17 protein-coding genes are annotated in these 13397 nt (G+C 60.2%); 11 read left to right on the top strand and 6 right to left on the bottom strand.

Annotated features, from left to right (window positions below; genetic code table 11):
* Window positions 1–21 precede the first annotated feature (21 nt).
* The 5 genes from HMPREF3145_RS01160 to HMPREF3145_RS01140 are packed head-to-tail and all read left to right on the top strand — an operon-like array spanning window position 22 to window position 4727.
* The gene (locus tag HMPREF3145_RS01160) at window positions 22–897 is read left to right on the top strand and encodes a serine hydrolase (RefSeq protein ID WP_083279313.1); all 876 of its coding nucleotides are present in this window, start codon (window positions 22–24) and stop codon (window positions 895–897) included.
* Window positions 898–899: 2 nt separating this feature from the next.
* Complete coding sequence (locus HMPREF3145_RS01155; RefSeq protein ID WP_141740773.1) at window positions 900–1763, top strand: serine hydrolase; 864 nt, start codon at window positions 900–902, stop codon at window positions 1761–1763.
* Between the two features lie 39 nt (window positions 1764–1802).
* Entirely contained in the window at window positions 1803–2450 is a 648-nt protein-coding gene (locus HMPREF3145_RS01150) for a hypothetical protein (protein ID WP_070421433.1), read from the top strand.
* Between the two features lie 12 nt (window positions 2451–2462).
* The gene (locus HMPREF3145_RS01145) at window positions 2463–3317 is read left to right on the top strand and encodes a J domain-containing protein (RefSeq protein WP_070421432.1); all 855 of its coding nucleotides are present in this window, start codon (window positions 2463–2465) and stop codon (window positions 3315–3317) included.
* Between the two features lie 21 nt (window positions 3318–3338).
* Window positions 3339–4727, top strand: a complete 1389-nt coding sequence (locus HMPREF3145_RS01140) for a hypothetical protein (RefSeq protein ID WP_141740772.1) — start codon at window positions 3339–3341, stop codon at window positions 4725–4727.
* A gap of 1 nt (window position 4728) precedes the next feature.
* Here the strand turns inward: HMPREF3145_RS01140 and HMPREF3145_RS01135 are convergent, their stop codons facing one another.
* The 5 genes from HMPREF3145_RS01135 to rpmB form a co-directional block, all read right to left on the bottom strand.
* Window positions 4729–5409 (bottom strand): TetR/AcrR family transcriptional regulator, encoded by a 681-nt coding sequence (locus HMPREF3145_RS01135; RefSeq protein ID WP_070421430.1) that lies wholly within the window; start codon window positions 5407–5409, stop codon window positions 4729–4731.
* A gap of 127 nt (window positions 5410–5536) precedes the next feature.
* Window positions 5537–5788 (bottom strand): 30S ribosomal protein S18, encoded by a 252-nt coding sequence (gene rpsR / locus HMPREF3145_RS01130; RefSeq protein WP_180950003.1) that lies wholly within the window; start codon window positions 5786–5788, stop codon window positions 5537–5539.
* A gap of 11 nt (window positions 5789–5799) precedes the next feature.
* Window positions 5800–6105, bottom strand: coding sequence for a 30S ribosomal protein S14 (gene rpsN, locus HMPREF3145_RS01125; protein ID WP_034999472.1), 306 nt, complete (start codon window positions 6103–6105; stop codon window positions 5800–5802).
* Between the two features lie 3 nt (window positions 6106–6108).
* The gene (rpmG, locus tag HMPREF3145_RS01120; protein ID WP_006841072.1) at window positions 6109–6273 is read right to left on the bottom strand and encodes a 50S ribosomal protein L33; all 165 of its coding nucleotides are present in this window, start codon (window positions 6271–6273) and stop codon (window positions 6109–6111) included.
* On the bottom strand, window positions 6273–6509 hold the full coding sequence (rpmB, locus tag HMPREF3145_RS01115; protein ID WP_042409504.1) for a 50S ribosomal protein L28: 237 nt from the start codon (window positions 6507–6509) through the stop codon (window positions 6273–6275). The genes rpmG and rpmB overlap by 1 nt, the downstream gene beginning before the upstream one ends.
* 205 nt (window positions 6510–6714) lie before the next feature.
* Between rpmB and HMPREF3145_RS01110 the strand changes: the two genes are divergently transcribed.
* A complete protein-coding gene (locus tag HMPREF3145_RS01110) occupies window positions 6715–7968 on the top strand; it encodes a DUF418 domain-containing protein (protein ID WP_168162439.1) in 1254 nt (417 codons plus the stop codon).
* On the opposite strand, the gene HMPREF3145_RS01105 is transcribed toward HMPREF3145_RS01110, so the two are convergent.
* Entirely contained in the window at window positions 7940–9073 is a 1134-nt protein-coding gene (locus HMPREF3145_RS01105) for an SLC13 family permease (RefSeq protein ID WP_070421483.1), read from the bottom strand. The genes HMPREF3145_RS01110 and HMPREF3145_RS01105 overlap by 29 nt on opposite strands.
* Before the next feature lie 208 nt (window positions 9074–9281).
* Between HMPREF3145_RS01105 and HMPREF3145_RS01100 the strand changes: the two genes are divergently transcribed.
* The 5 genes from HMPREF3145_RS01100 to HMPREF3145_RS01080 all read left to right on the top strand — a co-directional run bounded on the left by HMPREF3145_RS01100 (window position 9282) and on the right by HMPREF3145_RS01080 (window position 13360).
* Window positions 9282–9554, top strand: a complete 273-nt coding sequence (locus HMPREF3145_RS01100) for a type B 50S ribosomal protein L31 (RefSeq protein ID WP_070421427.1) — start codon at window positions 9282–9284, stop codon at window positions 9552–9554.
* A gap of 21 nt (window positions 9555–9575) precedes the next feature.
* Window positions 9576–9749: a 50S ribosomal protein L32 gene (gene rpmF / locus HMPREF3145_RS01095; RefSeq protein WP_070421426.1), complete on the top strand. Its 174-nt coding sequence runs from the start codon at window positions 9576–9578 to the stop codon at window positions 9747–9749.
* Between the two features lie 106 nt (window positions 9750–9855).
* A complete protein-coding gene (locus HMPREF3145_RS01090; RefSeq protein ID WP_070421425.1) occupies window positions 9856–10554 on the top strand; it encodes a response regulator transcription factor in 699 nt (232 codons plus the stop codon).
* Window positions 10554–12017 (top strand): sensor histidine kinase, encoded by a 1464-nt coding sequence (locus HMPREF3145_RS01085; protein ID WP_070421424.1) that lies wholly within the window; start codon window positions 10554–10556, stop codon window positions 12015–12017. Before HMPREF3145_RS01090 ends, HMPREF3145_RS01085 begins: the two co-directional genes overlap by 1 nt.
* A gap of 89 nt (window positions 12018–12106) precedes the next feature.
* Window positions 12107–13360: a S1C family serine protease gene (locus HMPREF3145_RS01080; RefSeq protein ID WP_083279310.1), complete on the top strand. Its 1254-nt coding sequence runs from the start codon at window positions 12107–12109 to the stop codon at window positions 13358–13360.
* Window positions 13361–13397 lie beyond the last annotated feature (37 nt).

Raw genomic sequence — 13397 nt, 5'->3', positions numbered from 1 at the left:
CCTCTGAAGGAGAGTACCTCCGTGTCCTCCAAGCTCGCCGCGCTTGCGCTCACCGCAGGTATTTCGCTTCCGGGCCTGCCGGCCATTCCCACCTACTCCGCGATTGATCAGATCCCGGTTGTAGGCCCGGCCATTGTGCAGACCTACAAGCAACTGCCGCCGCAAGTGCAGCGAGCCATCCACCTGCCGTTGCCGCTGACGGCACCGGCCGCCGCGAAGAGACAGCCGACGGGCAAGAGTGCCACGGAGGTTCAAGCGCAGCTTGATCAGCTTGTGCGCGACGTTGTTGCGCGACATGGTGGCCGCGCGACAGCATCTGTCGGTGGCATTACCGCAGGGGATAACCGCCCGGAGCCGGCATTTTCCACTATGAAGGTCCCGGTGGCTATTGGTGCGCTGCGCAAGAGCCCGGCAGCCTACCCGGATGCTGAGGTCGCCGTGACCCGCTCCGATAACCCTGCCGCGCACCGTATGTTTGGCCAGGTATCGGGCGCGGAACTCGACGGCATCATCGCCGAGGCAGGATCGCGGACCACCAACTCCGCGGGATACCAGATGGGCACGCTGTGGACCACCAGCGACCAGGCGGCGTTTGCATCGGGCCTGCGCTGCGTGAAGGGGCATGAGCCGGTGCTGGACATGATGGGGCGCGTCGTCGATTATCAGCGCTGGGGTGTAGGGCGCATCCCTGGTGCACGCTTCAAGGGCGGCTGGAACTACTACGAGAACGGGCACCTCGCCCGCCAGTTTGGCCTCATCCCTGGGCCGAACGGGGATATCGCCGTGGCGATCACCGCGCACAGCCCGAATGGGCACGAGGGTAGTTTCGCCATGCTCAACGAGCTGGCGGACGGCATCGCAGCAATGCGCGGCGATCTGCCGACGGCCCGCTGCTAAACATGACGCCGCGACTGAGGTTTGCTGCAGCGCTGGTCGCCGCTGGGCTTGCGCTCAGCGCGTGCGGGGCAGGGGAGCGGGCCTCAGAACCAGCGACGGAAACTGTGACGGCAACCCACGTAATTACGCCGAGTTCACTCGCACCCTCGCCCGTCCCCGCGCCTGTTCTGGAGCAGTTGCAACCGCAGCTCCAAGCAGCAGTCGATGCCGTGGTTGCTCAATACGGGGGAACGGCAGAGCTCGCGGTGTCTGACGGCCGGGACGCAGTAGGATCGCCGGAACAAGATCCGCAGGTAGCGTGGTCAACTTCGAAGGTTCCGATCGCGGTCACTGCGCTTCGCAAAGACCCTTCGCTACTTCCGGTTGCGGAGTCTGCGATTACCGCCTCAGACAACTTCGCAGCAGAAACACTGTGGGCGACGGTTGAGCCTGCGGAGGTAGAAGCAGTGCTGCGTGAAGCAGGAGTAGATCTCCCGATGAACACCGTTGTGCTCAGGCCTGGATTCACGGCTTTCGGTCAAACGCGATGGGGCACTCGTGAGCAGGCAGTGTTCGCCTCCAACCTGCGCTGCGTGGCGGGGGCCGACGAGGTACTCGACATGATGCGCAGAGTCGTGCCGGAGCAGCGCTACGGTCTGGGGATGTTGCCGGATGTTGCCTTCAAAGGTGGCTGGGGTCCGGGGGACGACGGGAAGTACACCGTGCGCCAGCTCGGCGTGTACAACGGCTACGGCATCGCCATGACAGTTTCGCCTGCAGACGGCACGTACGCAACGGCTCAATTGATGGTCACTGATCTTGCAAACGCTGTGCTCGAGCTGCAATTGGGCTCGCCAAAGCCTGACTGCTCGTCTACCGGACGATAGACTGCGGGACAAACACCCCCGTAGCTTGGAGATTCCACGATGTCGAACCCAAATGCCAACCCCAACGATGAGTGGGCGGCATACACCCCGAAACCATCCGAATACGACGAGTGGGGACAACCACAGCAGCATATGCCCACCCAGCAGTTCCCGGCGCAAAGTTGGGAACAGCAGCAGTGGAGCCAACCTGCGTACGCGCCGGCGCCCGGCCCACAAGAGCCGAAGTCGTCGAACCGGGTGCTCTACATCATCATTGGCGTGCTCGCCGTTGCCCTCCTGGCTGTGCTCGGTGCGTTCGCCGCGTGGAGCTTTAGCGGATCGTCCAGTGGCTCCAAGGAGCCGGTGACCTCCACTGTTGTGGAAACGTCGACGCGTGCTCCAGGTGGGGCCGCGACTGACGGCGCAAAGCCATCGGCGGCACCGTCGTCGGCGAAGCCAGACGCTGACCGAAAGGACCGTACCTTCGGGGTTGGCGTGCCGGAAACGTCCGTCACAACTGAGGGCTTCGCGCGTGCCGTAGGTGATGATTTCCGCGCGTACTACGCGGAGCACGGAAAGACGCCGACTTCGCTGCGTAGCCTGAGCCCGAAGACCGGCCAGTACTACATGATGTCCTGCTCGCCGGCGCAGGGCGGTTTCCGCTGCACCGGCGGCAACAACGCCTCCGTCTTCATCAGCGAGCAGTAGAAGGAAACCGGGATGCAGCATTACAACCTGTACAAGACGCTCGAACTTGATCCGTCGGCTTCGAGCGAGCTGCTTGTCGACGAGCTCACACAGCGCCTCAACAACGGCCTCACCTCCAACCCTGGTGGCGAGGAGGAACTGCGCCTGGCTCGGGAGATTCTGGGAGATCCGACTAAGCGCCAGATGTACGACTCTCGCCTGAAGGCAGACAGTGGAACGCCCATGAACGTGCAAAGCCTTCGGTCGCTGGCCGCCATGGCGTCACCGGCTGCAACGGCTGCACCGACCGCACCCGAAGCACCAGAAGCCCCCGAAGTTTCCGAACCAGCCGCTGTTCCCGCCCCTGGCGACAGTGACAGCACACCGGAGAAGTCCTTCGATGTGAAGCGTTGGTGGCCTATTGCTGCTGTTGTTGCGGGTGTGCTCGTCATTGCGCTGGTAGTTCCTCAGCTTGTTGGCGCTGGGCTGGGCTCGAGCGGACCTGAGAAGCTCGCCAACGAAATCGCCCAGCTTGATGAGGACGATAGGGCCGACTGGATGAATCAGCATGCCGCTGCTGGCCGTGCAGCGTTGCTTGAAAACAAGCTTGAGAACACGAGCATCGGATCATCCGACGATGCCGAGTACGCCGCGGGGGAGAGCTACGACCTGAAGGACCTCGTCGCAAAGAAACAAGGTGACGATGCGTCGGAGAATACCGACTACCTCGACCGTCTTTACGGGTTGAGTGGGATCAAGGAGGCGCGACTCGTTGGGATCAACACGGAGGTGAAAAACAAGAACGTCCATGCGACATCGGTCAATACCCAACTGTTTCTGTTCGCTCGAGATGGCGGCGACTGGAAGCTCTACGACATCTTTGACTAACACGGCGAGAGAAAGAAGAGGTTGAACATGAATAAGACGAAAGCAATCGCACTTCTTGGAGCAGGGCTGTTGACAGTTTCGCTGAGTGCCTGTGGCGGCGCGGATGAAACCGAAACGGAAGTGCTTGACCCAACTAAGCACGCAACTACGGCTGCGGAATCCCTTAAGCCACAGTGGAACAACAACGCACGCATGGCCGTCGATCCGTTAGAGGCGGCGCCTGAAGCAGCACGTGACTTGCCAGAAACAAGGTCACTTGGGATCGACAACCTCGACGTGTTCAATCCGACATTCAATCAGGCGGTCCCTGCAAAACTCGCTGTCAAATCTTGGGACGAAGAAACCCGTGCACTCGATCTGGACACGGGAGCGTTGTACGACGTCTCCCCGAAGAAGTTCGATGGCTCTGAGGACAAACGTTTGACCACGACGATGATGCTGGTTGCCGACGATGGGAAGACCAAAGGTGCCAGCCTTGTGAAGACTGTGGAGAGTACCCAAGGCCTACAAACCGAGAAGGTAAGCCTGTCGACGTTCCTTGACGATTTTGCATCCTTCGACGAGCCAACCCTCGCGGAAGTGGATTCGAAGAACCTCGACGCTAAGTCCGCCGAAATTATCGCGGCGAGTGCGGAGAAGATCTATCTCGCGAACATTCCGGAGGCCGGCTCGAAGAAACAAATCGATGTCGTTGCGGTGGATATCGCCTCTGGCCAAGAAACAAGGCATGAGCGCATCGAGACCAATGATTTCTTCGGCGTGATTGCACAGAGCGGGGAGCCCGTGCTGTATTACGCAAGCAACGATGGGGATTTGAGGCGCCGAAACCTAGAGTCGGGCGAGGACGTTGAGATACGTAAAGGTTTCGCACCCGAAGCCGTGTGGCGTATCGGCGACGATGCCCTTGTGTACGGCAAGGATACTGCGGAAAAAGAGCGCTGCATCGTTGGGGTAACGAAACTTTGCGAAGTGACATTCCTTTATGTCAGCGGTGGCAAGGCAGACGAGGCAATGAGCATGGAAACCAGAACCTACAGTTCTGTACCTGTGGTGCGGCGCAGCGGTGACGTCATTACGGCCATCTTCTACTCGCCACTCGATGACCTAGAAAAACTCTTTGTCCTCAAGCCCGAGACTGGAGAAGTCCTGCTCGAAATAGGCGAGGACGAACTCAAGAAGTTGGACTTCGTCGACGCGATTTCGGACGGGGAGTCGATCTTTACCTACGACGGCAATCGAACTTCCCCGCGCGTTGCTCAAAGCGATGTGAAGACTAAGGAACTTATCACCGCTGATGCGGATGTGTTCCCGATTGATTCACCGTCAGGGGCCCGGATTTGGGGCGTGAAGCGAGACGACGGGGATTGGTTCGAGGCCCGCGTCGCGGTCGAGGATTTAGACAAGTTCTAAACTAAGCGTCCTCGTCGCGCGATACCTGCGCGACGAGGCTGAGCATGCGCTCGGCGCGGCGATCCGGAAGGTCCGTATGGAGCACGTCCAAAACGGCATCGGCGATGGTGACGGAGGGGGCGGGCAGGGCGTCGTCGACAAGCGGGTATGGCGCAACGCCGGTGTTGTCGCGCATCTCGATGGCGGCGAGCGTCATGTGGAACGGTAGGTCGATGCGGGGGTCGTCGTCGCCAACGATCTGCGCCGCCAGGTCGCGGAAGATACCCTCCAGGCGTTGGCGTGCCTCGTGGTACTCGTCAAACTCCTCCGACTCCAACACTGGCAATTGGTAGAGTCGGCCGACGTTCCAATTCGAGGACAACAAGATACGGGTCTCGGCGGCGACGAGCGCCCAGAGCTTCACAGCTGCGGTCTCGTCGGTCTTGGCCAAGTCTGATGCGAGATCCAGCGAAGGCTGCAGTGTCCCCATGAGCAGCGTGAGGAAGATGTCGCGCTTGGAGGGGAAGTGGTAGTACAGCGACGCCTGACGGATGCCTACGGCGTCAGCAATGTCGTGAGTGGAGGTAGTTGCGAAGCCTTTGCGTGTGAAAAGTTCGGATGCGGCATCGAGGATTTCTTCGCGGGCGGTTGCGCCTTTGCGCCGTGGGCTTTGCTTGCGTGGTCGTCCGACCGAATTCGCCATACCCTGCCTACCTTTCTGGGATACGCCACTACTTTAGAAGAAAAACACCCGCTCTCAACCCTCACGGAGAGGGGAGTGCGGGTGCTTAGAGCCGAAGACTCTTACGCTGTCATCGTCAACCGGCTAATTAGCGGGTGGTGAACGGCAGAAGAGCCATCTCGCGCGCGTTCTTCACAGCGGTAGCGACCTGGCGCTGCTGCTGCGGGGTCAGGCCCGTGACGCGGCGGGAACGAATCTTGTGACGGTCGGAGATAAACAGACGCAGGGTCTCAATATCCTTGTAGTCGACGGTCTCGATGCCCTTTGCCTTCAGCGGGTTCTTCTTCGGGCGACGGGACTGCTCAATGCGCGGCTTACGCGAATTGTTGCGCTTCATAATTTGAGTCCTCCTTACCACGAAGACTTACGGACGCCAGGCAGCTCACCGCGGTGAGCCATCTCGCGCATACGGACACGGGAAACACCGAACTTGCGGAGGTAGCCGCGGGGGCGGCCGTCACGCGAGTCACGGTTGCGCACGCGCACCGGGGATGCGTCGCGCGGCTGACGGTTGAGCTCAAACTGAGCGTCCAGACGATCCTCGTCAGAGGTCTCCGGGTTCTTGATGATTGCCTTGAGCTCGTTACGACGCTCCGCGTAGCGGGCGACGATCTCTTTACGCTGCTCGTTCTTAGCGATCTTAGACTTCTTCGCCATGGATTATCGCTCCTCGCGGAATTCGACGTGCTTGCGAACTACCGGATCGTACTTCTTCAGCGTGATGCGGTCCGGGTTGTTGCGCTTGTTCTTGCGGGTGACGTAGGTGAAGCCGGTGCCCGCGGTGGACTTCAGCTTGATGATCGGGCGGATATCGTTACGTGCCATTAGATCTTCTCACCTCGTGCACGGATCTGGGCTACGACGGACTCGATGCCGTCGCGGTCAATGATCTTCAGACCCTTCGTGGAAACGTTCAGGGTGATGGTACGGCCCTCGGAGGGCAGGTAAAACTTCCGCTTCTGCACGTTGGGGTTCCAACGGCGCGAGTGGCGGCGGTGCGAGTGCGAGACGGTCTTGCCGAACGACGGCTGACGTCCCGTGACCTGGCAATGTGCCGACATGGGTTTCTTCCTTACTCTTCTTACCGCCCACGACTCGATCACGATGTGAGGAAAGCGCCAGGTGAGAAGCGGTGTGAGGGTCCGCTACCGGCGCAAATGCAATCGGTTGACGTAGGCGTATATGTGTACTTCGACAACAGCGAGAGACAACCCTACCGTCTTTGCGCCATTTCTCATAATCGCGTTCTTCTTTAATATGGCACCCGTGAATGAACCCACCTATCGGCGAATCGTTGCTCTCGACGTGGCTCGCGGCATCGCAATTCTGGGCACCTTGGCAACGAATATCTGGATCTTTGCCACCTGGCACCAGATGGACAACGTCATGGAGCAATATTTCGATCCGAACTTCACGCTCTGGGATTCGGTTCGCGCCGCTTCCACGAATGGAACTGCAGCAGAGGCCGCCGACGCGCTGTTCAATGCCGCAAGTGCGTTGGTCACGGACGGCAAGTTCCTGGGACTGCTCACCATCATGTTCGGCATCGGCATGGAGATCCAGCGCCAATCTGCAGCGAAACGAAACCAGCGCTGGCCCGGGCTGTACTACTGGCGCGCCATCCTCCTTGTGATCGAGGGCCTGCTGAACTACATCTTCATTTTCGAGTTCGATGTGTTGATGGGCTACGGCCTAACCGCCCTTGCGGTGGCGCCGATTATTGCGCGCAGCGAGCGCGTGCAAAAGGTATGGATGTGGCTGGCGCTGAGCGCACATGTCCTTGTCATGTTGCTGTTCTCCGTGGGCACCTATCTGCTTAACAGTATTCCGCTCGACGAGATCGAGGGTGGCGAGGATATCCCCACGTTTGACCAGTCGTTTGCGCTCTACACCGCAACCGACAGCTATCCGGCGATGGTGCAGGCGCGTATCGACGACTTCTTCGGCGGCAGGTTCGAAATCCCAATCATGTTCGTGATGGGCATCGGTGTGTTTCTCCTCGCGGCCAGGTTGTACCGCGCTGGATTGTTCCAACCCGCCGGGGCGGGGTTGCGTCGCAAAGTAATGCTCGTCGGCCTTGGTGTTGGTATCCCGCTGGACTGGGGGCTGCGCTTGTTTGCCACCGGCGCATCCGCATCGTTGACGCGCTACGTCACCTCGACGGTAGTGGCGTTCGGTGTCCTCGCGCTCATCGCGGCCTTCTACATCCGCCGCGACAACACGCTTGGTGTGGTGGGAACCGGTTTGGCTGCAGTCGGTCGCACCGCGCTGACGTGCTACATCCTGCAGAATGTGCTCGCCTCTGTGGTGTTCTACGACTTCGGGTTTGGTCTAGCCCGGTACGTAGAGGGGCCTGCCGGCACCTTGCTCGTGTGTGGGGTTTATCTCGCGTTGTGTGCGCTGCTTGTTGCCTTCAGCATGTTGTGGCTGAAGCGCTTCCAGCGGGGACCGTTTGAAATTGTCATGCACCGGGCTGTCGACATGGTTGCGGCTAAGCAACGGCAAGCAGTGCAGCGGTAGCGGCAATGACGGTAACTGGTGCCAGGAGTAGGCCCCACAGGATGAAACCGCGCCACGGTACTGGGGCCTTTGCGCGGCGGAGTTGATCTGCCCACAGCAGTGTGGCGAGCGATGCCCATGGGGTGATCACCGGGCCGACATTGACGCCGATCAGGAGAGCCAACACGCTGGCCGGATCGCTGACTGCAGGTTCGAGCATCAAAAACGCAGGGATGTTGTTGATTGCGTTCGCTGTGATCGCGCCAGCAGCTGCAATTGCAAAGGGGTGTGTGCCGGCGAGTTGCTGCATGGCGGACGAAATATCGCTGATCTGCAGGGCCAGTGTCGCCACCGCGGAGAAGGCAGTGGCAAGGCTGAGCGCCGACCACGGGATGAGTGGAGCAATGCCGCCGCGCCGTCCGGTCGGGCCCACCGCACACCACATTGCGGTGGCGGCGACGGTGCTCGTCAGCCAGTAGGGGATCGGGCTGAGGAGTGCGAGGACGGTGACGCCCAGTACCGCGAGGGCGCCCGTTGGGCGTGGGAGGATCGACGACGCTTCGGGCATAGGTTCGGCTGCTGCGCTGCGGTATATCGCCCGGGCTGCGTAGGACGCTGCCACTGCGACCGCCACTGCCACGGCTGCAGGGGCGGCGGCGAGTTTCACGTATTCACCGGTGGTGGAAAACGCGTCGCCGCCCACCGCCAGCAAATTCGTCAAGTTGGAAACCGGCAAAGGCATGGACGCAAAGTTGGCAATCCACACCACGGAAAGCGCCACCGCCGGCACCGGGAGGCGGAAGCGGGAGGCGAGTTGCACCGCCAGCGGGGTCAGCATGATCGCAGTGGTGTCGAGCGAGAGGAACGCCGTTGCGGCGACACACAGTGCGAGAAACCCCGCCAGAACGATCTCTCTGCGTGACGTCGTGCGCTGCAACGCGCCAACCAGCCACTCGAAGGTGTGCACACGAGCAGCGAGATTGACGACGACAGACATGCCGGCCGCGAAACCCAGTACTGGAACAAGCCGAAGGGCAACTTCAGTGGCGTCGTTCAGGGACACCGCGGCGAGCACAGCGAGACTGGCGATTGCGGCCAGCGGCAAAGAAAACGAGGAAAGCTTCATGGCGGAGTTGAGGGTAAGTGGTGGATGAGCAGGGCGGAGGTCGTCGATAAGCAAGTTGCAATGATTAGGTCGCAGCGTAAGTGAGCTGTATGCTATTTCGAGTTGTCCGGCAACCGTCGGATGAAAAGACCATTTCGCACCCAACTCGGGCACGATCCTTAATGTAAGGAACCGACCCGTAGTTCAATCCTGAGGGAGACGAATACTAATGAGGAAAGACATTCACCCGGATTACCACCCGGTGATTTTCCAGGACGCGAACACGGGCCACAAGTTCCTGACGCGCTCCACCCTGACTTCCGCACGCACCGAGCAGTGGGAGGACGGCAACGAGTACCCGCTCATCGTGGTTGACGTGACCGCAGAGTCTCACCCGTTCTGGACTGGCGCTCAGCGTCTCATGGACACCGCTGGCCGTGTTGAGAAGTTCAACCAGCGTTTCGGTGGCATGGCACGCCGCAAGAAGAAGTCCGCTAACTAAAGGGCGTAAAGGAGCACAATCATGGCAACCCCTAAGTTCAAGATGTCCCGCGCTAACACGCGCATGCGCCGTTCCCAGTGGAAGGCCAACAACCCTGACTTGGTCAACGTCAAGATCGACGGCCGCGAGGTGCAGATCCCGCGTCGTCTCGTTAAGGCGGCTCAGGCTGGCCTGATCGACGTCGAGCAGTTCTAAGCTTCCGCAAGGTAAAACTCGCGCAAAAATACCGGGTTCCCACAGGTGGGGCCCGGTTTTTTGATGCCGTTTTCACTCTTAGAGGAAAATAAGTCATAATATCCGCATGAAAATTCTCGTTGCCGATGACGAACAGGCTGTGCGCGAGTCACTGCGTAGGTCGCTTCGTTTCAACGGATACGACGTTGTCCTCGCCGTAGATGGTGAGGATGCGCTCGACCAGATCCGGTTAGAGCAGCCGGATCTGACCATTTTGGACCTTATGATGCCAAAGCTTGACGGCCTCGGTGTCTGCCGTACGCTGCGTTCTTCGGGCTACGATGGCCCGATTCTTATGCTGACGGCGCGCGATGGTGTCGCGGACCGTGTGGCTGGCCTCGACGCTGGTGCGGACGACTACCTGCCCAAGCCGTTCGCGCTTGAGGAGCTGCTGGCGCGTGTCGGCTCGCTGCTGCGTCGCTCCCGTGCGGAATCGCGTCACAGTGAGCAGAAGGATTCGACCACGCTGAAGTTCGAGGACCTGACCATGGATACCTCGACGCGTGACGTGTTCCGCGATGGCCGACCGATCTCGCTGACCCGTACGGAGTTTGCGTTGCTGCACTTGTTGATGCAGAATCCGCGCCACGTATTGGCCCGTCAGACCATTCTTGAGGAAGTATGGGGCTACGACTTCCCAACCTCCGGAAACGCCCTGGAGGTTTACATCGGTTACCTTCGTCGCAAGACTGAGGCTGGCGGTGAATCTCGCCTTATCCATACCGTGCGCGGTGTTGGTTACGTGCTTCGGGAGACTGCTCCGTGATGTTGCGCGTCGCGTCTGGCGATGCCTATGAGACCCGCCTCGGGGCAGGTCATTCCTTGCGCCTGAAATTGGCGGTGTTGTCCGGCTTCATTGTCGCTGCCGCAGTTGGGTTAACGACGATGCTTGGCATGTGGCTGTCTACCAAAACCCACGAAGGCGTGTTGGATACTGAGCTGCGGAGCAAGACGTTGGGGATGGCTCGCCAGCTCGACGGGGCCTCGGAAGATCAGATCCGCTCTGAAATTGCGGCGTTTCGGCGATCAAACCCGTTGACAAGCATTACGGTTTCAGGGGCAGACTCGAACCTGTTCTTGGGGGATCCGGTATCCATTTCAGGGCCGTATTTGCGTACGGAGAGCGGCGATGCGGTATCCGTGCGCTCAGTCAACGGTAAGCGTGTTGTTGTGCGCCAAACACCGGATGGGATGGTCGTTGCCGCATCTCGGACAGAGGATCCGTACGGTCGCATCTCTGGAAGCCGGGCGGCGGCAGCGCTGGTGGTTATCGGTGTCGGCAGCCTGGTGGCGTGGATTTCTGGTGCGTTCATTTCGGCGGTGGGCTTGACTCCGGTGCGCAGGCTGCACCGTGAGTTGGACAACGCTAACGAGTCGAGTGGGCCGCGTGAACTTCCGGTGGAGGGCGACGACGAATTTGCGGAGGTGACCTCTTCGATCAACGCCTTGGTGAGGTCGTTGGAGGAGTCCAAGAAGCGTCAGGCGCAATTGGTGGCGGATGCGGGCCATGAGCTCAAGACGCCGTTGACATCGATGCGCACCAACATTGAGTTGTTGATGATGTTGCATAACTCCGGCCGTCAGGACCAGATTTCGGCTGAGGACCGGGCCGATTTGGAACGTGATGTGCTTGCCCAAATGGAGGAGATGTCGATCCTGATCGGCGACCTGGTCGACCTTTCCCGCGACGAGTCGCATGAGACCGAGCCGGAGGATTTCCGCCTCGACGAGGTGCTCGAAGAGGCGCTGGACCGTGTGCGTCGTCGTCGCCCCGATGTGACGTTCTTGTTCCACGCCGACCCGTGGGTCATTCGTGGTGATCGTTTTGCCATGGGACGTGCGCCGATCAACTTGATCGATAATGCTGCGAAGTGGTCGCCGGAGGGTGGTGCAGTGCGTGTGTCGCTTAAGGCGGCGAAGCGCAACGCGGTGCTTATTGTCGACGACTCGGGCCCCGGCATCCCACCCGAGGAGCGCGAGAAAGTCTTTGAACGGTTCTACCGTTCCCCGGAGTCGCGCGCTATGCCGGGTTCTGGCCTGGGGTTGGCGATTGTGAAGCAGGTAATGGACCGCCACGGTGCGACAATCGTGGCGGAGGAGTCGGACGACGGTGGCGCTCGCTTCCGGGTGGTGTTCCCGGGACGTCCTCCGGAGGACGAGACGGCTGAGGATCTTATAGTCGAAGACGAGAACGAGACCCGCGTCATCCCGAAGAAAAGCTACAGCTAAACCTGTACAGAAAACGTACAGAAAACACTACGTTTCGTTTGGTGAGGTCGCAAGCGCCACCACAGCGCGGTAGGGCATACTCGCAATCCATGAGCAATACGCGCGATTTCGGAGAGCAACCCAACGATGAAACCTCCAGCTTTCCGCACCAGACAACTGAAAACTACGAACAAGCACCGTATGTGCCAAGCGGCGGCGTGTACACGGTTCCGCCGCAATCCCAGGCTCCGAAGCGTCGCGCAGGCGTAGGAACCGCCTTTGCGGTTGCGTTGGTGACAGCCCTTGCAGCCGGTGGTGGTGCGGGTTACGTTGCGGGGTCGGCGGGGTCGTCGCAAAGCGCAGATGCTCCGCGTGGAGAGCAGGCGCAAGAAAACGCCCTGGAGAATCCCTCTGTGTCGAATGCCGCGGAGGCACCAGATGGATCGGTAGAGAAGGTGGCGGCGCAGGTGCTGCCGTCTGTGGTGTCCATTGAGGTGGCCACGCGCTCTGGTGGGGCGGAGGGATCCGGCTCCATCATTTCCTCTGATGGGTATGTGCTGACCAACCACCATGTGATTGCCGCAGGTGCGCAGCCTGGGACCGAAATTCAAGTCACGCTCAACGATGGTTCTCGCCACCGCGCGCAGTATGTTGCCTCCGATGTGAACACCGACATTGGCGTGCTCAAGATCGAGGGCGTAGACAACTTGCCGGTGGTGCAGTTCGGCAATTCTAACGACCTGCGCGTGGGCCAGCAGGTCGTGGCGGTCGGCTCGCCGTTGGGTCTGTCTGCGACGGTAACCTCAGGTATCGTCTCTGCGCTCAACCGACCGGTGCGCGCGAGCCAGGGTGGCGGCGAGAGCTCGCTGATGGACGGCATCCAGACGGATGCGGCGATCAACCCCGGTAACTCGGGCGGCCCGTTGGTGGATATGAACGGCAACCTGATCGGTATGAACTCGGCGATTGCGTCGCTGTCCCAGAGCAGCTTTGGCGGAGAGAGCTCCGGCGGTTCGATCGGTCTTGGGTTCTCCATTCCGTCGAACTTTGCCAAGCGAGTGGCGGACCAGCTGATCCGTAATGGTGAGGCGACGCAACCGATGCTGGGTGTGCAGGTCAGCATCGCCCAGGCCATCACTGGCGGCGCTGTGGTTGCTGCGGTGGAGCCGGGCAGCCCCGCGGAGCAGGCGGGCCTGAAACGGGGAGATGTGATCACGCGGTTGAATGACCGACTTATAGATTCAGCTGACGCGTTGATTGCCGCTACCCGTTCGCAGGACTTTGGCCAGACAGTGACGCTGCAAGTGGAGCGTCAAGGAGAAGGTGAGCCGATTCCGGTAGAGGTGACCCTCAGTACAGAGTAAGTTCTTTAGAGACTTGCAATAATTTCTCACCGCGCTG

The organism is Corynebacterium sp. HMSC05C01, assembly GCF_001807155.1.
GTDB lineage: Bacteria > Actinomycetota > Actinomycetes > Mycobacteriales > Mycobacteriaceae > Corynebacterium > Corynebacterium coyleae.
This window is presented reverse-complemented; position numbering and strand designations above follow the sequence as displayed.